This window comes from Streptomyces noursei ATCC 11455 (genome assembly GCF_001704275.1).
Lineage (GTDB): Bacteria > Actinomycetota > Actinomycetes > Streptomycetales > Streptomycetaceae > Streptomyces > Streptomyces noursei.
In genome coordinates, this window is record NZ_CP011533.1 from 666,739 (window position 1) to 687,770 (window position 21,032).

A 21,032-nucleotide genomic window follows, 5' to 3' on the forward strand; every position below is an offset into this window, starting at 1 on the left:
GCCAGTTCACCGGCGGCGCGCTCGGACCGGTACTCGCCGGGTTCCTGCTCCAGCACTTCTGGTGGGGATCGGTGTTCCTGGTCGCCGTGCCGGCGATGGCGCTGTGGGGTCGGCGAATCCAGCCGGGCCTCACATCGGAAACGACCGCAGACGCACCTCTCCGGCCGGCCAGTTCACTCCGGGCCGGAGGGGTGTCCACATGGTCCGCAGCGGCATCACCACGGGTCCCTCGGGTTGCTCGACCTGGACGTCCTGCGGCACCGGCTGCCAGCCGAGCCGCTGGTAGAGGGGGACGAGGGCCGGTCGGCAGAACAGAAGCCCGTGCCGGGGACCCATGGTCCGTGCATGGTCCACGGCCGCCGCCACCACGAGTCGTGCGAGTCCGCGCCCCCGCAGGTCGGACGCGACGGCCACCCCGCCGACGCCCACCACCTCCATGTCCAGTCCCCCGATCGACAGGGGCAGCCTCAGCAGGCCGGCGTGGGCCACCAGGCGGCCTTCCAGCCTGATGCCGAAATGGTCTTCCTTGGGCAGCCACGTCAAGCCGGCGCCCGCGACGCCGAAGGGGTCGGCGCCGTCGCCGAGGATTTCGATCTGGTCGGTCGGCGTGTACCGCGCGAGGCGCGTCGCGGTCGGTGAGGCGGGAATCAGTTCTTCGGTCATCCCCGCATGATCCATTTTGTCTGGGCTGCTGGCCAGCCGCAGCGTTCAGAACGCAACCATTCCGGGCAAGTCGTCTGCCCGACCAGGCAGTTGGGACGTGAAGCCGGGCCGGGCGCAGGCCGGCGCGGCCTGCGCGGGCGCCCGGGCCGACAAAGCGGGCCGTTCCTCGTACGAGGAACGGCCCTTGTGCGAAATCCCCGGCAGGCTGGCTCAGCAGCCGGCGCGCAGGTCAGCCGAGGCCGGCCAGGCCACCGCCCTCGTCGCCGCGACTTCCGAAGAGACCGTCCCCCGAGTCCCCGAGCGGGCCGTCGTCCGGGCCGTCCTTGGGCTGGTGCTGCTGGGGGACGGGTGCGGCGGCCTGGGCCGGGGCAGCGGTTGCGGCGACCCCCACAACGGGAAGTGCGGCCAGCAGCACAGCTGCAGCGATACGGGACGGGTTGAACATGGATCAGTCCTTTCGTCGTCGGCCATGACAGTGCATGCCTGTCCGCCTGCACCTGCGGTTGTCGGGACGGGACACCGAATCACCTGATCGGAGCCCGGCAGTACGCGGCAGAGGCGTTCCGCTCGGCGCAGACGGCGTAAGCCCGCGCGGGCCGTGGGCAGCGCCGCCACGACGCCCCGCCGGTGGATAGGCTCGGCCCCGTCCACGAGATCGCCGAGGCCCTGGCGCGGGGCGCCGAGGAGTCGTCGACGCAGCAGCCGGATCCGCGGTACGCGGCGAGGCTGGCCGCCTACGGAACCGTGGCCACGCGTCTGTCCCTGCTGAGCGACCGTCGGATCGGCGCGATGGTGGCCGACGCGGCGCCGCTCGGCTCCGGCGTCGGCGGCAGGTCGGCCGAGCTGGACCTCGACGGGAAGCGGGTGTTCGTCAAGCGGGTCCCCTTGACGGACACCGAGTTGCGTCCGGAGCACGTGCGGTCGACGGCGAATGTCTTCGGGCTGCCGACGTTCTACCAGTACGGGGCGGGTTCCGCCGGGTTCGGGGCCTGGCGGGAGCTGGCCGTGCACGTCATGACGACCAACTGGGTCCTGGGGAACGCATACGAGGGCTTTCCGCTGATGTACCACTGGCGCGTTCTGCCCGACTCCCCTCCCGAAGGGTTCGCCGACGCCTTGGGGGGCATCGACGCGGCGGTCGCGCACTGGGAGGGCTCCGCTGCCGTGCGCGAGCGGCTGGAGGCCATCGGCCGGTCGTCGTCCAGCTTGGTGCTCTTCTTGTAGCACGTTCCGCGGACGCGCGGCGACTGGCTGCACGACCACCGGACCACCGCGCCGGAGGGCGAAGCGGGCGCGCCGTACCCGTGGGTGGCCGATGCCCTGGTGCGGGGTGCGGCCTTCATGAGCGCACACGGGCTCGTCCACTTCGACGCCCACTTCGACAATGTCCTGACCGACGGCCGACTGTTGTACTTCGCGGACTTCGGGGCATCCCCGGGAGGCGGTGGGTGCGGGTCAGGTGCGGTCGCCGTGGGGGCCGTCGGCGAGGCGGGCCCGGATGCCGTCGAGGATGGCCTGGAGGCCGAACGCGAAGGTGTTGTCGGGTGCCGCGGAGTAGTCGGCGGCGGCCGGGGTGTCGAGGCGTGCACGGAGCCGGGGGTACGGCTTGGCGATCTCGGCGGCGCGGGCCATGGTGTCGGCCAACTGCTGCTCGGCGTCCTTGCCGTTCTTGCTCAGCCGCCGGGTGAGGGACACCTGCGCGGCGGGGCCGAGGGCGCTGCCGAGCACGAAGAGGAGCACGGTGGCGGCGGCCCGGTCCGCGTCGGCGGGGGCGAATCCGGCCTTCTCGTAGAGGGCGAGGCTGTGCTCGTCGAAGCGGGCCTTGCCGGGTCCGTAGAGCAGGTGGCTGCCGAATGCCTGCCCGAGCCAGGGGTGTCGGGTGAGCATGGCGTGCGTCCCGATGGCCATGGCGGTGGCGGCGGTCCGCCAGTCGGTGGTGTCGAGATCGGGCAGTTCCACCTCCGCCCAGATCGCGTCGCCGGCCAGTCGGACCAGTTCGTCCTTGGTCTTGATGTGCCAGTAGATCGCCGTGGCGGCCGAGCCGAGGCGGGCTCCCAGGCTGCGCATGTTGAGGCCGTCCAGACCCTCCTCGTCGAGCAACGCGATGGTGGCACGGACGATCTGGTCTGCGGTCAGGGTGTCTCTTGGCATGTCCGCCAGCTTACTTGAACTTAGTTCACGCACCCCCTTGCACAAAGTTCAAGAACGGCCCTAAGGTCTACTCGTACTTAGTTCAAGTGCCCGGAGGGGGAAGCCATGCCACAGGACCAGTCGCTGTCCGCGTTCATCAGGAAGGCCGCCGAGGAATTCGACGTTCCCGGAGTCTCGGTGGGGGTGTTGAGGGACGGTCAGGAACGCTTCGCGTCGCACGGCGTGACGAGCATCGACGATCCGCTGCCGGTCCACGAGCGGACGCTCTTCCCGATCGCCTCGGTTACCAAGACCTTCACGGCGACGGCCCTGATGCGGTTGGCCGCCGAGGGAAAGCTGGAGCTGACCGCACCGGTGCGTCGCTACGTCCCCGAGCTCCGGCTCGCCGACGAAGCGGCCGCGGCACGGATGACCGTGCTGAACCTGCTCAACCACACCGCGGGGCTCGACTGGCATCTGATCGACGGCGACGAGGGCGACGGTTCCCTGGCCGCGTTCGTGGCGAAGCTCGCCGAGCTGCGGGTGATCGCGCCGCCCGGCACCCGGGCGTCGTACAGCCAGGCCGGGTACAACCTGGCCGGCCGGGTCATCGAGAACGTCACCGGCCTGTCCTTCGAGAAGGCGCTGGCCTCGCTCGTCCTGGAGCCGGTGGGGCTGGCGAACACCTTCTTCGACCCGGACGACGTGATGGTCCGGCGGTTCGCGGTGGGCTACAACCGCGGGGAGGACGGGGCGTTGCGGGCCGCGCAGCCCTGGAAGGCGTTCCGGGCCGGCACCCGCGGCAACAACCCCGGCGGAGGTGCCGTCTCCTCGGTGAGTGACCTGCTGCGCTGGGCCCGCTTCCACCTCGGAACCGGCGACGGCGTGCTGCCCGCCGAGGAGCTGCGCCGCATGCAGGAGCCGACGGTCCCGCTGCGCGCCAGCACGCTCGGCGACGCCTTCGGCATCTGCTGGTTCCTGCGCGAGGTGGACGGAGTGCACACGATCGGCCACGGCGGCTCGGGCAACGGTCAGTTCGCCGAACTGCTCATCGTGCCCGAGCGGAACTTCGCGGTGGTGTCCCTGGCCAACTCGGGGCCGGACGGGTACCAGTTCAACCAATCCGTCGTGCGCTGGGCGCTCGAGCACTACCTCGGGGTGGTGGAACGCGACCCCGAGCCTCTCCCCTACGACGCGGCGCGGGCGGGCGAGGTCGTCGGCCGCTACGAGATCGACGCCATGGACCTCGACATCGCCACCGACGGCTCCCGGCTCACCCTCGCGGTCGGGATCAAGCCGGAGATCCGCGCCGCCTCGGAGGCGGACATGCCCCCGGACTACCCGGCGGCCGGCATGGCCTTCCTGCCCGGCGACGGCGACGAGTACCTCGTCTCCGAGGGCGGCCTGAAGGGGCAGCGCGGGTTCTTCACGCGCGACGAGGCCGGCGCCGTCGTGGGCGTCGACCTCGCCGGCCGGCTCTTCGGCCGGGCGCCGGAAGCCCCCTGATCAGTAGGGGCGGAACGGGTGACGTCCGGGTCGGCCCGCACCGGCCGACCCGGACGTCACAGATCTATCAGGCGAGGTCGAACCGGTCCAGGTTCATGACCTTGTCCCACGCTGCGACGAAGTCGTGCACGAACTTCTCCTTGGCGTCGTCGCCCGCGTAGACCTCGGCGACGGCACGCAGCTCGGAGTTCGAGCCGAAGACCAGGTCGGCACGGGTGCCGGTCCACTTGACCGCGCCGCTCGCGTCGCGGCCCTCGAACTCGTCCTGCGCCGAGGACGTCGACTTCCACGTCGTGCCCAGGTCGAGCAGGTTGACGAAGTAGTCGTTGGTCAGCGTGCCCGGCCTGTCGGTGAGGACGCCGTGCTTGGACTGCCCGTGGTTGGCACCCAGGACCCGCAGGCCGCCGACGAGGACGGTCGCCTCGGGCGCGCTCAGCGTCAGCAGGTTGGCCTTGTCGAGCAGCAGGTACTCGGCCGGCAGGCGGTTGCCCTTGCCGACGTAGTTGCGGAAGCCGTCGGCGGCCGGTTCGAGCGCGTCGAAGGACTCGACGTCCGTCTGGTCCTGGGTGGCGTCCACGCGGCCCGGGGTGAAGGGCACCTCGATGTCGTAGCCGCCGTCCTTGGCCGCCTTCTCGACGGCCGCGCCGCCCGCGAGGACGATCAGGTCGGCCAGCGAGACCTGCTTGCCGCCCTTGGAGTTGAAGGACTCCTGGATGCCCTCCAGGGTGCGCAGCACCTGCGCCAGCTCGTCCGGGTCGTTGACCTCCCAGTTGCGCTGCGGCTCCAGGCGGATGCGGGCGCCGTTGGCCCCACCGCGCTTGTCGCTGCCGCGGAACGAGGAGGCCGAGGCCCAGGCGGTCGAGACCAGCTGGGCGACGGTGAGCCCGGAGCCGAGGACCTGCTCCTTGAGGGCGGCGGTGTCCGCGGCGTCGATCAGCTGACCGGTGCGCTCCGGCAGCGGGTCCTGCCACAGCAGCACCTCGGAGGGGACCTCCGGGCCCAAGTAGCGTGCGACCGGGCCCATGTCACGGTGCGTCAACTTGTACCAGGCGCGGGCGAAGGCGTCCGCGAACTCCTCCGGGTTCTCGTAGAAGCGCCGCGCGATCGGCTCGTAGATCGGGTCGAAGCGCAGCGAGAGGTCGGTGGTGAGCATCGTCGGGAGACGCTTCTTCGACGGGTCGTGCGCGTCGGGGACGATCGCCTCGGCGTCCTTCGCCACCCACTGGTTGGCGCCGGCCGGGCTCTTGGTCAGCTCGTACTCGTACTCGAAGAGGTTCTTGAAGAACCCGTTGCTCCACTGGGTGGGCGTGGTGGTCCAGGTGACCTCCAGGCCGCTGGTGATCGCGTCGGGGCCCGCGCCGGTGCCGTGCGCGCTCTTCCAGCCGAGGCCCATCTGCTCCATCGGGGCGGCCTCGGGGTCCGGGCCGACCTTGTCCGCCGGGCCGGCGCCGTGGGTCTTGCCGAAGGTGTGGCCACCGGCGATCAGCGCGACGGTCTCCTCGTCGTTCATCGCCATGCGGCGGAACGTCTCGCGGATGTCGCGGGCCGCGGCGATCGGGTCCGGGTTGCCGTTGGGACCCTCGGGGTTGACGTAGATCAGGCCCATCTGGACCGCGCCGAGCGGGTTCTCCAGCTGACGGTCGCCGGTGTAGCGCGCGTCGCCGAGCCACTCGGTCTCGGGGCCCCAGTAGACGTCCTCCTCCGGCTCCCACACGTCCTCGCGGCCGCCGGCGTAGCCGAAGGTCTTGAAGCCCATCGACTCCAGCGCGACGTTGCCGGTGAGGATCATGAGGTCGGCCCAGGAGATGTTCCGGCCGTACTTCTTCTTGACCGGCCACAGCAGGCGGCGGGCCTTGTCGAGGCTGGCGTTGTCCGGCCAGCTGTTGAGCGGCGCGAAGCGCTGCTGACCGGCGCCGGCGCCGCCGCGGCCGTCGCTGATCCGGTAGGTGCCGGCGCTGTGCCAGGCCATCCGGATCATGAGCGGGCCGTAGGTGCCGAAGTCGGCGGGCCACCAGTCCTGCGAGGTGGTCAGCACCTCGGCGATGTCCCGCTTCACGGCCGGGAGGTCCAGGGCCTTGAACGCGGCGGCGTAGTCGAACTCCTCACCGAGGGGGTTCGCCACGGCCGGGTTCTTGGCGAGGATCTTCAGGTTGAGTCGCTCCGGCCACCACTGCCGGTTTCCGCCCCCCTGGGTCGGATGCGGGGCCCGCCCGTGCACCACCGGGCAGCCGCCCGCGCCCTCTACGGCCTGTGCGTCATGGTTCTCAGACATGGGAATCCTTCCGGATAAGGCGGATCACAGACTCAGCAACCGCCAGCAGTGGATCGACAACCGCCGGCAATGGAACATATCGGGGCACAGGCCCCGAGTGGGCGATCTCGGCCTCTTCGACCGGGAAGCCGTTGTCGTCGGTCGCGGTCGGACAGGGGGCCTGACCGACAGAGCCATCGACGCCGTCGGCCGGTTCGCTACGGCACACGGGGCCGATCGCACTGGGTGCGCGGCCGGCCCGTACGCGACGCGAGGGGGGACATGGGCTGCCTGACGGCATGCACCGGCGGCGATCGCCGCGACGCCGAGGTCGTCACCGTCCGTGCGCCGGCGCCACACGCAGGGGCGCAGCCCTCGGGCGGCCGACGCTCGCCTGCGCTGCGGCTGTCCGCGACAGGATTCGGGGGTGAGCGGACCCATGTGGTGAACCGTCACGTGCTTTCCCTGCGGTGTCTCGTCCCTTGGCTATCGCCAGAACCGATCCTACGATGGACGAGATCCAAGTCAATATGGCGACCAGATCCGTACGAATTCATTCGCCGGACGCTGCACGATTAGGCTGGTGACCATGAGTGACCTGCTGGAACGACTTCGGGGACGCGGCTGGCGGATGACCGCCCAACGCCGGGTCGTCGCCGAGGTTCTCGACGGCGAGCACATCCACCTCACCGCGGACGAGGTGCTCGCGCGCGCCACCGACCGGCTGCCGGAGATCTCCCGCGCGACCGTCTACAACACCCTCGGCGAGCTCGTCTCGCTCGGCGAGGTGACCGAGGTGACCACCGACGGCCGCGCCAAGCGCTACGACCCCAACGCGCACCGCCCGCACCACCACTTGGTGTGCTCGCGCTGCGGCGCGATTCGCGACGTCCACCCCGAGGGCGACCCACTGGCCGACCTCCCCGCCTCCGAGCGGTTCGGCTTCACGGTCTCGGGTGTCGAGATGACCTATCGGGGCCTGTGCCCCCAGTGCGTCTGATCCGGCCCGCGCCCCCACCGCTCCCCCACTCGTTCCCCGCCGGACACCGGCGCGTCGACGCCCACCCCAGGTCCTCCCCGGGGTGGGCGTGCTGCTGACGGCGGCGTGCGGCTATGTGGTCGCCACGGCCTCCAGGGGGCTCAGGGCGGCCGCGCGGCGGGCGGGGACGACCGCCGCCGCCACGCCGATCGCGAGCGACAGCAGGCACACCAGCAGCAGCGTTCCCCAGGGGAGCGCGAGCGTGTACTGCGCCACCGCGCCGTTGGCGAGTGCGCCGACCGCCCAGGCGCCGAACACCCCGCCCAGCAGACCCAGGAGCGTGCCGAACGCAGCGATGGTCAGCGACTCCAGTTGGATCATGCGCTGGATGCCTGCGCGGTCCATCCCGATGGCCCGCAGTACGCCGATCTCCCGGGTGCGCTCCGCCACCGACATGGCCAACGTGTTCACGATGCCCAGTGCGGTGATCACCAGGCCGAGGGCGAGCAGCCCGTAGGTCAGGGTCAGCAGGTTGCCGACAGTGCCGGCGGCCTCGTGGACGAGTGCAGCCCGGTCCTGGACCGTCAGCAGCGGGTTGTTGCCCACCGCGGTGCGCAGCCGGTCCTCCAGGGCGCGGGTGGCGGTGCCGTCGTCGGTCCGGATGAGGATCCGCTGCACGGAGCCGGGCGTGAAGCTGTTCTTCTGCACCTCGGTACGGGCCCCCAGCGCGTCGTGGGCGACCGGGTTGTCCTGGTAGACACCGACCACGGTGTACTGCGTGGGCTGCTGGTTGCGTCCCATGTGCCCCTGGATGTGGTCGCCGGTGTGCAGGCCGTGCTCACGGGCGATGGCCTCGGAGAGGGCGATCCGGCCGGGGCCGAGGTCCTTGGCGGAACCGCTGAGGAAGTGGAGCTTGAGGACGGTGTCCGCGGTGGTGGGGTCGATGCCGGAGATCTGCCGGACGTCGCCGCCGATGAAGAGCGTGGAGTCCGCCACGGCTGCGGCGGTGCGCACACCGGTCGTGCCGGCCACTCGGTGCGCGGCGTTCGGATCGATGCTGGTGGTGGGGGTGCGGGTGCTGATCACGTAGTCGGCGGCGAGGCCGTCGGCGGCCTGCCGGTCGAGGGCCTGACCGGTGGAGTTGCCGATGACCGCGAGACCGGCGACCAGCGCGGTGCTGATCATCAGGGCGGAGGCGGTGGCCGCGGTGCGCCGGGGGTCGCGCAGCGCGTTCTCCCGCGCGAGCCGGCCGGTCACGCCGAGGCGGCCGGTCAGTCGGCCGGTGAGCCGGATCACCGGGCCGGCGAGCAGCGGCGCCAGCACGATCATGGCGACGGCCAGGATGCCGCAGCCGAGCAGCGCGCTCTGGAGGTTCTCGACCGAGGCGTCCTTCGCCCCGGTGAGCGAGATCAGCAGCCCGCCGCCGAGGACGAGGAGGGCCAGGCCCACCGCACCGCGGATCCGGGACCGGGCGGGGGACGGCGGCTGCTCGGTGGCGCGCATCGCCTCGACGGGCGCGATGGCCGCCGCCCTGCGGGAGGGCAGCCACGCGGCGAGCACCGTGACGCCCACGCCGACGCCGAGCGCGGCCAGGACCGGGCGCGGGCCGATCACCAGAGGCCCGTCGGGCAGCGTGTCCTGTGCGGTGCTCAGGACGTCGGGCAGTATGGCGGCGATGCCGAGGCCGAGCAGGAATCCGGCGGCCGAGGCGACGAGGCCGAGCAGGGCCGCCTCGGCGAGGACGGAGCGGACGACCTGGCGGCGCGAGGCGCCGATGGCCCGCAGCAGCGCGATCTCACGGGTGCGCCGGGTGACGAGCATCGTGAAGGTGTTGACGATGAGGAACGAGCCGATGAACAGCGCGACCCCGGCGAAGATCAGCGGCAGTTTGGCGTAGCCGCGGGTCACCGTGTCGACGTAGGTGGCCTGTTGGGTGGCCTGGGCGGCGCCGCTGGTGGCCTCGGCCCGGTCGGGCGGGAGGACGGTGCCGACCCGCTCGGCGAGCTGGAACTGGTCGGTGCCGGGCGCGGCGGACAGGTCGATCCCGGTGTAGTGGCCCGGGGAGGCGAACAGCCGCTGGGCGGTGGCCTTGTCGAACAGGGCGAGGGTGCCGCCCGCGGTCACCCGGGTGTCCTGGGTGGTGACGATGCCCACCAGGCGCTTCGTCATCACCGGGCCGTCGGTGGCCAGGGTGATCGGGTCACCGAGGGTGAAGTGCCCGGCCTCGGCGGTGCCGCTGTCCACGGCGAGTTCGTCGGCGTTGCGGGGGGCGTGGCCCTCGACCAGCGGGTACCGACTGTCCCTGCCGTCCTTGCCCGGTACGTAGGCGCCGGCCAGATTCGCCCAGGACTTGCCGGCCCTGAGCGGCGTGCCGTCGGCGGCGTTCAGGGTGGCCGAGCCGTCGACCGACGGTCGCACCGCGGCGGCCCCGGGCACGGCGGCGAGCTTCCTCGCGAGGGCGTCGTCGAGGGCATCGGCGTGCCCGGACGCGGCGGATCCGGGCGCGGGGTCCTTGGGGGTGACGGTGACCGCGACGTCCGCGAAGTTCTTCGATGCGGCGGCGCGGTAGGCGGCCGCGGAGGAGTCGGCGAAGACGAGGGTGCCGGAGACGAAAGCGACACCGAGACAGACCGCCAGGGCGGTCATGACCAGACGGGCCTTGTGCGCGAGGACGTTGCGCAGGGTGGTTCGCAGCATGGGGAGCTTTCGGGAGCGAGGAGGTGCCGGAGCGGTGCGGCGCGGGCGCACCGGGCCCCGGGCGGAGGACGGAGTGTGCCGGGCGGTGCCCGGGACGGCCGGTGTCAGCGGGGGCGGCTGTCCTGGACCTCGAACTGGAGCATCCGGTCCAGTACGGCGCCGGAGGTGGGCGCGGGCAGTTCGTCGACGACCCGGCCGTCGGCGAGGAAGGCCACCCGGTCCGCGTGCGCGGCGGCCACCGGGTCGTGGGTGACCATCACCACCGTCTGCCCCAACTCCCGTACCGAGTCGCGGAGGAAGCCGAGCAGCTCGGCGCCGGACCGGGAGTCGAGGTTCCCGGTCGGTTCGTCGGCGAAGACGATCTCGGGCCGGGAGACCAGCGCGCGTGCCACCGCGACCCGCTGCTGCTGGCCGCCGGAGAGTTCGGCGGGCCGGTGGCCCAGCCGGTCGGCCAGGCCGACGGTGGCGATGACGGTCTCCAGCCAGGCCGGGTCGGGCTGCCGTCCGGCGATCCGCAGCGGCAGCGTGATGTTCTCCAGTGCGGTGAGGGTGGGCAGCAGGTTGAATCCCTGGAAGACGAAGCCGACCTTGTCCCGCCGCAGCGCGGTGAGTTGACGTTCCGTCAGACTTGCGAGTTCGGTGTCGCCGATGCGGGCCGAACCGGAGGTCACCTTGTCCAACCCGGCCAGGCAGTGCATCAGGGTGGACTTGCCGGATCCGGAGGGGCCCATGACGGCGGTGAACCGGCCGCGGGCGAACTCGACGGACACCGCGTTCAGCGCGGTGACCTGGGTCTCCCCCTTCCCGTACACCTTGGTGAGGCCGGTGGCGCGGGCGGCCGGTTCGTTGACCTGAGCGCCGGGGGAAGGAAACTGCTGCGACATGTGTACTCCGCCTGGGGTGCGACAGTCCGCGGCCAGGGCGCCGCGGACCGGGGGAACCCCTCCATCCTCACCGGCCTGACCTGCACAAACGTCGTTCCGCAGGACGGAGTTGAGCTCTGCCGAAAGCGGGGGTCGGGCGGGCCGTCCCTGCCTTCGGGCCCAGGCCGGGCCGGCGGGGCTCTGCCTTTGGGGAGAGGTGCGGGCAGCCCGGAGGCCCTTCGGCGGGACGCCCGAACTCGACGGCCGTCAGGAGGTCAGGCCCGTCCGATGGGCCAGCAGGGCCGCCTGCACCCGGCTCGCCGAACCGGTCTTCTCCAGGATCGCGCCGACGTGCGTCTTGACCGTGCCGACCCCGATGCCCAGGCGCCCGGCGATCTCCTGGTTCGACAGTCCCTCGCCCAGCATCGCGAGGACCTCCCGCTCCCGGGCGGTCAGTCGGGCGATCCGGTCGTCCGCGCGTGCCGCTTCGGCGGCTTCCGGATCGCCGCCGCGCAGCATCCGGGCGATCACCGCCCCGGTGACGCCCGGGGAGAGCACGGCGTCGCCGGCGGCGGCCGCCCGGATCGCACTGATCAGCTCCTGCGGACCCTCGTCCTTCAGGAGGAAGCCGGTGGCACCCTCCCGCAGGGCCCGGATGACGTTGGCCTCGTCGCCGAAGGTCGTCAGCATCACCACGCGCGGCGCGGGATCGAGGGCAAGCAGCGGCGCGATCGCAGCCAGGCCGTCGCACACCGGCATCCGGACGTCCACCAGCGCCACGTCGGGGCGGTGGACGGCGGCCAGCTCGACGGCCTGCCGCCCGTCCTGGGCCTCGGCGACGACGTCGATGCCGTCGGCGTGCCGCAGGATCAGCCGGACGCCGTGCCGGATCATCGTCTCGTCGTCGGCGAGCAGGACACGGATGGGCCGGGTGGGCTCGGTCACGGGGTCTCCCAGGGCACGGCGTCCCGGACCGACGGGACGGCGAAGCGGTCGATGGCGATGAGACGCTGCGAGGCGTCGAAGCAGTAGCGGGCGACGACCAGGCTGCCGGGGCGGCTCTCGGTGGCGCCGTTGAAGGGGTAGATGCAGCCGGCCGTACCGGCGGGGCGCGGCGGCTCGTGGCCGGTGGCCGCGGCCCGGACCGCCGCGTTGTCCAGTACGCCCGTCCCCGCCACCTCCTGATAGGTCATGCCGACGTGGGGCAGCGGGGGCGGCCCGTGGTGCCGGGGTCGGGTGGCGTACACGAAGAGCACCGCGATGACCATCAGCACACACAGCCCCGCCAGCCCGAAGGCGAGGGTCAGTCCCTCGGTGATCCGGCGGGCGGGCGGAACGGGCTCCCCGCCGGTGGCCCGGTGGGCGGCGCCGGACGGGTCGTCCACCGGGCCACCGGGGCCGGGGACGTCCGGCCCGCCCGCGGGCCGCTCGGGGGCCAGGGTGTCATCGGGGTCGGCGGGCACGGTCGCGTCCACCTGGAACCCGCCGGACGGCAGCGCGGCGGCGTCGAACGTGCCCCCGAGCAGTTCCACCCGCTCCCGGAGGCCGGTCAGGCCGCGCCCGGTGCCCAGGTCACCGGCGGCGGCCGGCGGACCCGGCGGTGCACCGTTGCGGACGGTGACCCGCACCGTCTCGTCGTCGTGCACGACCGTCACGGTGACGTGTGCCGCGGTCGCGTACCGGTGCACGTTGGTCAGGGCCTCCCGTACCACCCGGTGCACCGCCCGGCGTACCCGCGCCGGGCGGGCGTCGAGATCCGGCCCCGTCCAGTCCAGCCGTACCGCGATCCCCCCGTCGCGGGACTCCGCCAGCAGCGCCTCGACGTCGGCGCGGGTGCCGGTCGCATCGGTGAGCGCGTCGGGCCCGGTGTCCCGGCCCAGCGGCCCGAGCACCCCGAGCGCCTGCCGCAGCTCGCGCATCGCGTCCCCGGTGGTCCGCCGCACCAGGACGGCCTCCTCGCGCAGTTCGGGTGCCGCCCGGTCCAGGGCCAGCTCCAGACCGCCGGCGTGCAGCGAGATCAGGCTGAGCCGGTGCCCCACCAGGTCGTGCATCTCGGCTGCGATGCGGGACCGCTCGTGGATGCGCGCCTCGCTGTCGGCGAGCCGGTGGGCGCGCTCCGCCGCGTCGCCGCGCTCGCGCAGTGCCCGCAACAGGCGCCCCTGCTGCCCGTTGGCCGTGCCGGCCAGGCCGGGGACGACCACGGCGGTCGGCGCCAGGACCAGGCCGAGCGCCACCCCGTACGCCACGGATCCGGGGCCCAGCCACGGCGCGGTCGCCGCCGCGGACACCACGACGAGGGCACCCGCCGTGGCGAGCAGTCTGGTGCGCCACCGTGCGCGGACGGTCCGGCGCGCCACCGTGTACGCGGTCGCCGCGGTGATCGGCCCGACACCGGGCGACAGGCCGGCCAACACGGCGAGCGCCAGCAGCACGGCCGCGGGGTACCGGCGGCGCAGCGGGAAGAGCCCGGCACCGGCGGCGAGCGCCAGCAGCTGGAGCCCCGGGTGGGGCAACGGCTCAGGGCGTCCGACCGTCACATAGACGCCCAGGCCCGCGAGGGTCACGCCGGCGGTCTCCGCCACCGTGCGCGCAAAGCGGGACGAGAACATTCCGGCCGACGGGCGACGACCGGCGAGACGGCGGAAGGGGCTGGTGCGTGACACGCTGACCAGTATCGACGCCCGGACCCGGGCCCGGTGTGAACCTCGCGGGGGATCCGCGGCTCTACCGAAAGGCAGAGACGCGGAACCTCGTCGCGGGAATCCGTCGGCGCTCGCCCCGCCCATGGCGGCGACAACGGAGTGGAGGCGGGCGCTCCGCCCCGCCGGAGGGGATCCGGCGGGGCGAAGTGCGCTGCCGAGGGCCGGTGCGACCCCGGGCGGCGGCGGACGGCATCTCGGGCGATCGTGCGGTTCAGTGACCCAATGCCCTCAACACCGCGTCGGCCATGGCCCGTTCGCCCCTGGCATTGGGGTGCAGCGGTGCGGCGGGGGAGGTCGGCAGCAGCCCCTCGATCCAGCGGGACGCGGAGCAGCTGTCGTGGCCCTTGGTCGGACCGAGGGTGTCGACGTACGTGGCGCCCGCGGCGGTGGCGGTCCTCTCGACCTTCTCGTTGAGCTCGCCCATGACGGAGCGCAGGAAGCGGAGGTCGCCGGTCGTGACGGGCATCTGGCCGACGCATGTCGTCGGGTCGTCGGGGAGCACCGCCGGGTAACCGACGACCACCACCTTGGCCTTGGGGGCCTTGGCCGACAGCTTGCGGAGACCGTCGGTCAGCTGCGCCGCCGCCGAGTCGAGCCGCCTGCTGAGCGTGTCGCCGTAGAAGTTCCGGCAGGGCGCCCCGAACGGGTTGGTCAGGGACAGGGCGGAGCAGGCGACCACGACGTCGACGAAGCCGACGTCGGAGGTGCCGAGGTTGTTGCCGCCGAGGGTGAGGGTGATCAGGGACGTGTCGGGGGTGACGGCATCGAGCTGGGGGCCGTTGACGACGATCCCGAGGTCGGTCTGGGCGGTGGTGAGCGCGCCGACTTTGGCGCCGGCGCAGGTCTTGTCCACGTAGGAGGACGGGGAGAGGGCAGCGGCGACGAGATGGCCGTAGTTGCGGTCGGAGCGCAGGCACAGGCCCGCGGACTGCGCGGGGACGCCGGCCCCGGCGGCGTAGGAGTCGCCGAGGGCGACGTATTTCCCCGTCCCGGCCGGGGCCGCGGCGTGCGCGGCGGCCGGGGTCGTGGTCACGGTGAGGGCGGAGGCGAGGAGCGCGGCGCCGGTCAGTACGGACGCGCACTTCCTGACGCCGGCGCTGCGCGCGGCGTCGGCGGTGGCAAAGGTGCGTGTGGTGCGCGGTGTTGCGGCTCTGGGCACGGTTCCCCCTGAGAAGGCAGCGCGACGGAAATCGATCCGATACCGGCCGGTAACGTCCTCGTATCGTGACGGCCCGACACCACAGGGGCCATGTGCGGACGCACAGCACCACACCCGCCTCTGTTGTCCCAGAGCACAATCACACCCGTTCCGCGTGCGACCCTTTGTAACCTGCGGGTATGAGTCGCAAGCCCGGCGCACCCGCCGAAATCGCCCCGATAGCGGCTTCGTTGCTGACCCGCACCGAAGAACTGGGCGCACGGATGGCCCGTCACATCCGCGCCCGGGTGCCGTACTACCGGGGCGACGAACACATCCCCCTCACGGAGTTGGCCGCATCGTGTCGGCGCAACTGCGAGCTGGTGCTCCAGCAGCTGGTCGACGGCCGCGACGGGGACATGGCGCCGGCGCGCGAGACCGGCCGCGAACGGGCCCGCCAGGGAACCCCGTTGGCCGAGGTGCTGCACGCCTATCGCGTCGGTTCCGAGATCCTGTGGTCCGCGATCGCCGCCGAGGCCCGCTCCGCCCAGGGCCTCACCACCGAAACCATCATGGCCCTGGCCGCGTGGTGGGTGAACGGCGGTCTCGCCGCGTCGGCCAGCGACGCGTATCGCGAGGAGGTCTCCGAGCTGGTGCTGCAACGCGAGCGGGAGCGCTCGGCGATGGTCGAGGCGCTGTTCACCGGCCTGCTCGCCGACCGTACGCCCCTGTGGGACGCCGCCGATGTGCTCGGCCTGCCGACCGGTGGGCCGTATGTCGTGGTCGCCGCCGAGGTGCCCGGCCCCGGCCGGGAGGCGCTGCCCGGGATCGAGGCCCGCCTGCGCGCCGAACAACTGCGGTCGGCCTGGCGCCTGTTGCCGGACCTACAGGTCGGCGTGGTCGCCGTTCCGCATCCGGAGGCCGATGGCGCGGTGCTGCGCGTCCTGGAGCGGTCGCTCGCCGCCCATGTGGGCATCAGCCCCGCCTACCGCGACCTTCGGGAGACCCCCAAGGCGCTCCGGCTCGCCCGCCTGGCGCTCACCGGCGCACGCGGTCGACCCACCACCGGCATCGCGCGCTTCGACAACAGCCCGGCCGCCCTACTGGTGGCGGCGGCCCCGGACGAGGCCGGACGGATCGCCCGAGCCGCCCTGGACGGCGTACTGCGGCTACCGGCCGACGAGCGGGACCGCCTGCTGGAGACCCTGGAGTGCTGGTTCGCGGCGGCCGGTTCGACGGTCGCCGCGGCGGAGCTGCTGTACTGCCACCGCAACACCGTCCGCTACCGGCTGCGCCGACTGGAGGAGCTGACGGGGCGCTCACTGCGCGATCCCCGGGCGGTGGCCGACCTCGCCGTGGCCCTGCACGGACTGCGGCTGTCGCCCGGCGAATAGGGCCTGGGGCGCCGGCCGGGGATCGTTCAGCCCCGCTGCGCCCCCAGGGCGCGCAACAGGAACGGGAGCAGTTCCCGGATCGCCGCCTCGCCGGACGAGGGGCCGTCCGTGGCGCTCCGGTGCGCCGCGTCGGGGGTCAGAAACAGGCGGCTGACCATCGAGCCCACGACGAGGTCGGCCAGCACCTGCGGATTCTCCAGCGGCGGGATGTCGCCGCGGTCGACGGCGCGGCGCACCACAGTGGCGGACCGGTCCCGGACCGGCTCGATGATCGCGGTGTCCAGCACGCGGGCCAGCGCTTCGTTGTGTGCGGACTCACCGATCAGGACGTGCAACAGCCGTCCGCCGGGGCCCTCCAGCGTGTCGGCCTTGTCGCGCAGCAGCGCGGCCAGATCGCCTTCGAGGCTGCCGGTGTCCGGCTGCGGGCCGAGGTCGCTCGCCCAGCGCACGGCGGTGCCGACGACGAGGTCCTCCTTGGAGCGCCAGCGGCGGTAGAGGGTCGCGGTGGAGACTCTGGCCCGTTTGGCGACCGCGGCCGTGGTCAGCCCGCCGTAGCCGTTCTCCTGGAGGACCTGGACGGTGGCCTCCAGGAGGGCCCGGTCGCGTTCGGCGTCCCGCGGGCGGCCACGGGCGGGCCGCCGGCCGGCCGCGGCGGTCTGATTGCTCTCGGTACGTTCGCCCACACCGGGAGTCTATCGACCCGCATTACGAAACGAAAAATTTTCGTTTCATGTAGCCTCGGCGACATGACCACCCTCGCCTCCACCCCCGACCTGGACGCGGCCACCGTCGTCGACCGGCTGCGCACCACCTTCGCCACCCGCCGCACCGCCGCCACCGACTGGCGCCGCGGCCAGCTCACGGCCCTGCGCACCCTGCTCACCGACCACCGCGACGAGCTCCTCGCCGCGCTCGCCGCCGACCTCGGCAAGGGCCCCGAGGAGGGCTACCGCACCGAGATCGGCTTCACCCTCAACGAGATCGACCACACCCTCGACCACCTCGACGCGTGGCTGGCGCCCCGGCCCGCGGAGCTCCCCGAGCGGCTGCTCCCGGCGACCGCGCACACCGTCCGCGAGCCCCTCGGCGTCGTCCTGGTGATCGCGCCCTGGAACTATCCGCTCCAGCTCGCGCTCAGCCCGCTCGTCGGCGCGCTGGCCGCCGGCAACTGCGCCGTCGTCAAGCCCAGCGAGCTCGCCCCGGCGACCTCGGCCGCACTCGCCCGGCTGCTCCCCCGCTACCTGGACGCCGAGGCGGTGGCCGTCGTCGAGGGCGCCGTCCCGGAGACCACCGCACTGCTGGCCCAGCGCTTCGACCACATCTTCTACACCGGCAACGGCGCCGTCGGCCGGATCGTGATGGCCGCCGCCGCCCGCCATCTGACGCCGGTCACGCTGGAACTGGGCGGCAAGAGCCCCGTCGTCGTCGACCCGGGCGTGGACCTGGCCACCACCGCCCGGCGCCTGGTGGCCGGCAAGTTCCTCAACGCCGGCCAGACCTGCGTCGCCCCCGACTACGTGCTGGCCGTCGGCCACACCGCCAAGGACCTCGAACAACACCTCGCCGAGGCCGTACGCGAGGTCTACGGAGCGGATCCGGCAGCCGTCCCCGAGTACGGACGGATCGTCAACGAGCGCCACTTCGACCGGCTCACCGCGCTCCTCGACGGCGGCCGTACGGTCATCGGCGGCACCCACCACCGCGCCGACCGCTATCTGGCACCCACCGTCCTCGCCGACGTCTCCCCCGACGCCCCCGTGATGCAGGAGGAGATCTTCGGCCCTATCCTGCCGATCGTGGCGGTGCCCGATCTGGACGCGGCGATCACGTTCATCAACGAACGCGACAAGCCGCTCGCGCTGTACGCGTTCACCGACTCCGACGAGACCAAGCACCGACTGCTGACCGAGACCTCCTCCGGCGGCCTGGCCTTCGGCCTGCCGGTCGCCCATCTCACCGCGCCCGGCCTGCCGTTCGGCGGGGTGGGCGAGAGCGGCATGGGGCGCTACCACGGCGAGTACTCGTTGGAGACCTTCAGCCACACCAAGGCGGTGCTGGACAAGCCGCTGGGGTGACCGGACGGTCGGGGCGGTGAGAACCGGCACGGTGGTCGGGGCGGTCGGCGGTCCGGGCCGCCTGGATTGTCGGCCCCTCGGCGGTGCCGATCCCGGCGTCGCGGGCCGATCGGCTCCGGGGTCAACCGCCCAGGAGCAGCCTCTCCAACGCCGCCCGGGCCCGGGCGTCGGACGTGGCGCGGGCGGCGACGGCCTCGGCCAGTTCCCGCACCCACTCGTCCAGCTCGACCGGGCGGCGGGAGAGCACCACGCCCCGCACCTCCTTGCAGACCTCGCCGCCGGGGCGGCTGCCGGAGAGGTCGAGCACCAGGCGCTGCTCGCCGAGCGCGACCTCCAGCCGGGCCACCTTTCCCTCCCTGCCGGCCAGCCGGTCGGCCATGCCGCGCTTGCGCTCGACCGTCACCGCACCGGGTGGCAGCGCGTCCGCCAGCGCCCCGGTCAGCACCTGGGCGTACACCTCCAGGTCGGCGGCGTCCCGGCGCAGCGCGGCGGCGAGCATGTCGACGGTGGCAGCGCCGCCACCGGACTCGGACGGGACGGGGTCGTGGGAGGACATCAGCGCGGCGGCCTTTCGTTTCGGTCTGCGGTCGGGGCGACGGGGCGTGCTCAGCCGTCGAGGCTGAGAACCATCGTCGGACGCTCGATGACATGGTCCTCGCGCAGCGGCCGCACGGCGGTGCCGATGGCGAAGAACTCCGTGGTGTGGCCGCCCCAGCGGTGGTTGTGCGAGTTGAGCTGTACGCCGACGATGCCTTCCGCGTGGAGTTCCTCGGCCTCGCGCTGCATCCGTTCCATCGCCAACTCCCGCGCGTCGTAGAGGGCCTGCGTGAACGGCTCGATCTCCACGTTCCTGCCGATGTTGGAGAACATCGAGCCGATCTTCTGGTGGGCGATGTGGTAGACGCAGGTGCCCATGACCATGCCCAGCGGGGCGTACCCGGCGCGGACCAGCGTCCAGAAGTCCTGTCCGCTGAGATCCGAAGTGAACGGCTGGCCCTTGGCGTTGCGCCAACTGCCGTTGCCGCCGGGCGCGGGCGCGTCGGCCTTCACCGCGGTGCCGATGGCGATGAACTCGGCGATGTCACTCCCAAAATCCCGCGCCTCGACCGAGAGCCGCACGCCCACGATGCCGTCGGCGCCCAGCTGCGCCGCCTCGGCCTCCATCCGTGTCATGGCCAACTCCCGGGCGTGGTACATGGCCTGGCTCAGGGTGGTGAGCTCCTGGTTCTTCCCCCAGCGACCCAGCTGGATGCCCACGTGGTAGATGGAGCTGCCGAGCACCAGGCCGAGCGGCCGGAACCCGGCCTCGCGCACGAGCAGGAACTCGTTGACCGACAGGTCGCTGGTGAAGATCGACCCCGGCTTGCCCGGCTGGAGCTCGGCCAGCCGCCGCATCGCATCGGCCGGGACGCCCTGGGCGGTCGGGTCGGTGGCGGTCATGAGCGGTTCCCCTCGTGAAAGTGCCTGGTGGTGATGGACGGGCGAGGATCGGCGGACGCCGACGGGGCGGAGCCGACGGGTGGTGTTCGGCGGTACGTCACGTGACACGCGCGCGGCGGCGGTTCGGATCCAGCGACATCATGGTCAGCGTGCGCGGCGGCTCCTGGCGCACGGTGAATCCGGCCACCGCGGTGCCGACCAAGGTGGCCTCGGCGACGTGGTCCTTCTGGTCGGAGTCGCTGTTGCGGCGGCGCGCCCGGACGCACTCCTCGCGCCAGATCCGCAGGCGGCTGTCGCCCAGCACCACGCCGTCCGCTCCGGTGTGCCACGCCTGCTCGCCGATCCGCGCCCGCGCGTCATGGCGGGTCGCCGAGACCAGTTGGCTCCAGCCGGTGACCTCCTGATTGCCGGCCCCGAACCAGTTCTGCCGCCGGGTCGTCCAGTCGTCGTGGCGGGTACCGATGGCCAGCCCCACCAGGAGTTCGACCGGCACCCAGCCCGCGGCGATCAGCTTGGCGAAGCCCTGGCCGTCCAGATGCGTGGTGAAGGGGCGATTGGGCCGCACCGCACCCTGTGCCCGCACGGCGGTGCCTATCACCTGGAACTCGAAGCAGTGCGGAGCGGAGGGGAACGGCGCCATGGTGAGGTCGGCGGCCACCACGCCGTCGCCGCCCAGTGCCGTGCATTCCGCCGTCATCCGCGCGAGCGCCGCATGCCGAGCGGCCAGCAGCACATCGACCAACGCCTTGGAGGCGGCTCCCTGACCCGATACGGCGACCGGCGCGGGCGTCGAGCCGCGCCCGGACCAACTGGCGTTCCCGTAGCCGCAGTCGTAGTAGCGCCAGGAACTCCCGCCACCTGCCACGTGGTAGACGGCCGTGCCCAGCACCTGCCCGACCGGCTCGAAGCCGACGGACCGGATCGCGGTGAACTCCCCCGTCGACAGCGCCGAGGACCACGTGCCCCGCCGCCGTGCCTCGGCCGTACGCGCCGCCGCCACCGGAGGCAGCCCCCCTGCCGTCCACTCCCCGCTCATGAACACCCACTCCGTTCCCCGGAACAAGCCCTCGCACAGCGAGTCTAGGGCCTGACCCATCGGACAGGCCCTAGGTCGCGGGTCCGCCAACGCCCCCGCCTGAGGCGTCACAAGAGGGCGCGCGACCGCTGCGTGGGCGCCGCCCCAGGGTGGCCCGG

17 protein-coding genes and 1 pseudogene are annotated in these 21,032 nt (G+C 72.7%); 5 read left to right on the top strand and 13 right to left on the bottom strand.

Features of this window, described 5'->3' with window-relative positions; translation table 11 throughout:
* Window positions 1–129: 129 nt before the first annotated feature.
* Together SNOUR_RS02900 and SNOUR_RS02905 are read right to left on the bottom strand one after the other, a co-directional pair.
* Window positions 130–663 carry a GNAT family N-acetyltransferase gene (locus SNOUR_RS02900; RefSeq protein ID WP_067343570.1) on the bottom strand — a complete coding sequence of 178 codons (534 nt, stop codon included), beginning with the start codon at window positions 661–663 and terminating at the stop codon, window positions 130–132.
* A 229-nt stretch (window positions 664–892) separates the two neighbouring features.
* Complete coding sequence (locus SNOUR_RS02905; protein WP_067343572.1) at window positions 893–1,108, bottom strand: hypothetical protein; 216 nt, start codon at window positions 1,106–1,108, stop codon at window positions 893–895.
* Window positions 1,109–1,452: 344 nt separating this feature from the next.
* On the opposite strand from SNOUR_RS02905, the pseudogene SNOUR_RS02910 reads away from it, so the two are divergent.
* Window positions 1,453–2,091: pseudogene (locus tag SNOUR_RS02910) on the top strand (protein kinase family protein); the annotation flags it as partial.
* Window positions 2,092–2,118: 27 nt separating this feature from the next.
* On the opposite strand, the gene SNOUR_RS02915 reads toward SNOUR_RS02910, so the two are convergent.
* Window positions 2,119–2,814 carry a TetR/AcrR family transcriptional regulator gene (locus SNOUR_RS02915; protein ID WP_067343573.1) on the bottom strand — a complete coding sequence of 232 codons (696 nt, stop codon included), beginning with the start codon at window positions 2,812–2,814 and terminating at the stop codon, window positions 2,119–2,121.
* 105 nt (window positions 2,815–2,919) lie between these two features.
* Between SNOUR_RS02915 and SNOUR_RS02920 the strand changes: the two genes are divergently transcribed.
* A complete protein-coding gene (locus tag SNOUR_RS02920; protein ID WP_067343575.1) occupies window positions 2,920–4,299 on the top strand; it encodes a serine hydrolase domain-containing protein in 1,380 nt (459 codons plus the stop codon).
* Window positions 4,300–4,366: 67 nt separating this feature from the next.
* Here the strand turns inward: SNOUR_RS02920 and katG are convergent, their stop codons facing one another.
* On the bottom strand, window positions 4,367–6,571 hold the full coding sequence (gene katG / locus SNOUR_RS02925) for a catalase/peroxidase HPI (RefSeq protein ID WP_067343577.1): 2,205 nt from the start codon (window positions 6,569–6,571) through the stop codon (window positions 4,367–4,369).
* 568 nt (window positions 6,572–7,139) lie between these two features.
* On the opposite strand from katG, the gene SNOUR_RS02930 reads away from it, so the two are divergent.
* On the top strand, window positions 7,140–7,550 hold the full coding sequence (locus SNOUR_RS02930) for a Fur family transcriptional regulator (RefSeq protein WP_079143327.1): 411 nt from the start codon (window positions 7,140–7,142) through the stop codon (window positions 7,548–7,550).
* 111 nt (window positions 7,551–7,661) lie between these two features.
* On the opposite strand, the gene SNOUR_RS02935 is transcribed toward SNOUR_RS02930, so the two are convergent.
* From SNOUR_RS02935 to SNOUR_RS02955, 5 genes are all read right to left on the bottom strand, one after another.
* Window positions 7,662–10,226: an ABC transporter permease gene (locus tag SNOUR_RS02935; RefSeq protein ID WP_067343580.1), complete on the bottom strand. Its 2,565-nt coding sequence runs from the start codon at window positions 10,224–10,226 to the stop codon at window positions 7,662–7,664.
* A 104-nt stretch (window positions 10,227–10,330) separates the two neighbouring features.
* The gene (locus SNOUR_RS02940) at window positions 10,331–11,110 is read right to left on the bottom strand and encodes an ABC transporter ATP-binding protein (RefSeq protein WP_067343582.1); all 780 of its coding nucleotides are present in this window, start codon (window positions 11,108–11,110) and stop codon (window positions 10,331–10,333) included.
* A 246-nt stretch (window positions 11,111–11,356) separates the two neighbouring features.
* Window positions 11,357–12,034: a response regulator gene (locus tag SNOUR_RS02945; protein WP_067343584.1), complete on the bottom strand. Its 678-nt coding sequence runs from the start codon at window positions 12,032–12,034 to the stop codon at window positions 11,357–11,359.
* Window positions 12,031–13,752 (bottom strand): sensor histidine kinase, encoded by a 1,722-nt coding sequence (locus SNOUR_RS02950; protein WP_312631759.1) that lies wholly within the window; start codon window positions 13,750–13,752, stop codon window positions 12,031–12,033. Before SNOUR_RS02950 ends, SNOUR_RS02945 begins: the two co-directional genes overlap by 4 nt.
* A gap of 250 nt (window positions 13,753–14,002) precedes the next feature.
* Window positions 14,003–14,950, bottom strand: a complete 948-nt coding sequence (locus SNOUR_RS02955; protein WP_067343587.1) for an SGNH/GDSL hydrolase family protein — start codon at window positions 14,948–14,950, stop codon at window positions 14,003–14,005.
* Between the two features lie 179 nt (window positions 14,951–15,129).
* On the opposite strand from SNOUR_RS02955, the gene SNOUR_RS02960 reads away from it, so the two are divergent.
* Complete coding sequence (locus tag SNOUR_RS02960; RefSeq protein ID WP_174717833.1) at window positions 15,130–16,323, top strand: PucR family transcriptional regulator; 1,194 nt, start codon at window positions 15,130–15,132, stop codon at window positions 16,321–16,323.
* Between the two features lie 26 nt (window positions 16,324–16,349).
* Here SNOUR_RS02960 and SNOUR_RS02965 read toward each other — a convergent pair whose 3' ends face one another.
* Window positions 16,350–17,006 (bottom strand): TetR/AcrR family transcriptional regulator, encoded by a 657-nt coding sequence (locus SNOUR_RS02965; RefSeq protein ID WP_067343589.1) that lies wholly within the window; start codon window positions 17,004–17,006, stop codon window positions 16,350–16,352.
* A gap of 63 nt (window positions 17,007–17,069) precedes the next feature.
* Between SNOUR_RS02965 and SNOUR_RS02970 the strand changes: the two genes are divergently transcribed.
* Window positions 17,070–18,398, top strand: coding sequence for an aldehyde dehydrogenase family protein (locus SNOUR_RS02970; protein WP_067343591.1), 1,329 nt, complete (start codon window positions 17,070–17,072; stop codon window positions 18,396–18,398).
* Between the two features lie 121 nt (window positions 18,399–18,519).
* Here the strand turns inward: SNOUR_RS02970 and SNOUR_RS02975 are convergent, their stop codons facing one another.
* The 3 genes from SNOUR_RS02975 to SNOUR_RS02985 all read right to left on the bottom strand — a co-directional run bounded on the left by SNOUR_RS02975 (window position 18,520) and on the right by SNOUR_RS02985 (window position 20,874).
* On the bottom strand, window positions 18,520–18,954 hold the full coding sequence (locus tag SNOUR_RS02975; RefSeq protein WP_067343593.1) for a hypothetical protein: 435 nt from the start codon (window positions 18,952–18,954) through the stop codon (window positions 18,520–18,522).
* Window positions 18,955–19,004: 50 nt separating this feature from the next.
* Window positions 19,005–19,838 (bottom strand): heavy metal-binding domain-containing protein, encoded by an 834-nt coding sequence (locus SNOUR_RS02980; protein ID WP_099055644.1) that lies wholly within the window; start codon window positions 19,836–19,838, stop codon window positions 19,005–19,007.
* A 97-nt stretch (window positions 19,839–19,935) separates the two neighbouring features.
* Window positions 19,936–20,874: a heavy metal-binding domain-containing protein gene (locus SNOUR_RS02985; protein ID WP_067343595.1), complete on the bottom strand. Its 939-nt coding sequence runs from the start codon at window positions 20,872–20,874 to the stop codon at window positions 19,936–19,938.
* Between the last annotated feature and the right edge of the window lie 158 nt (window positions 20,875–21,032).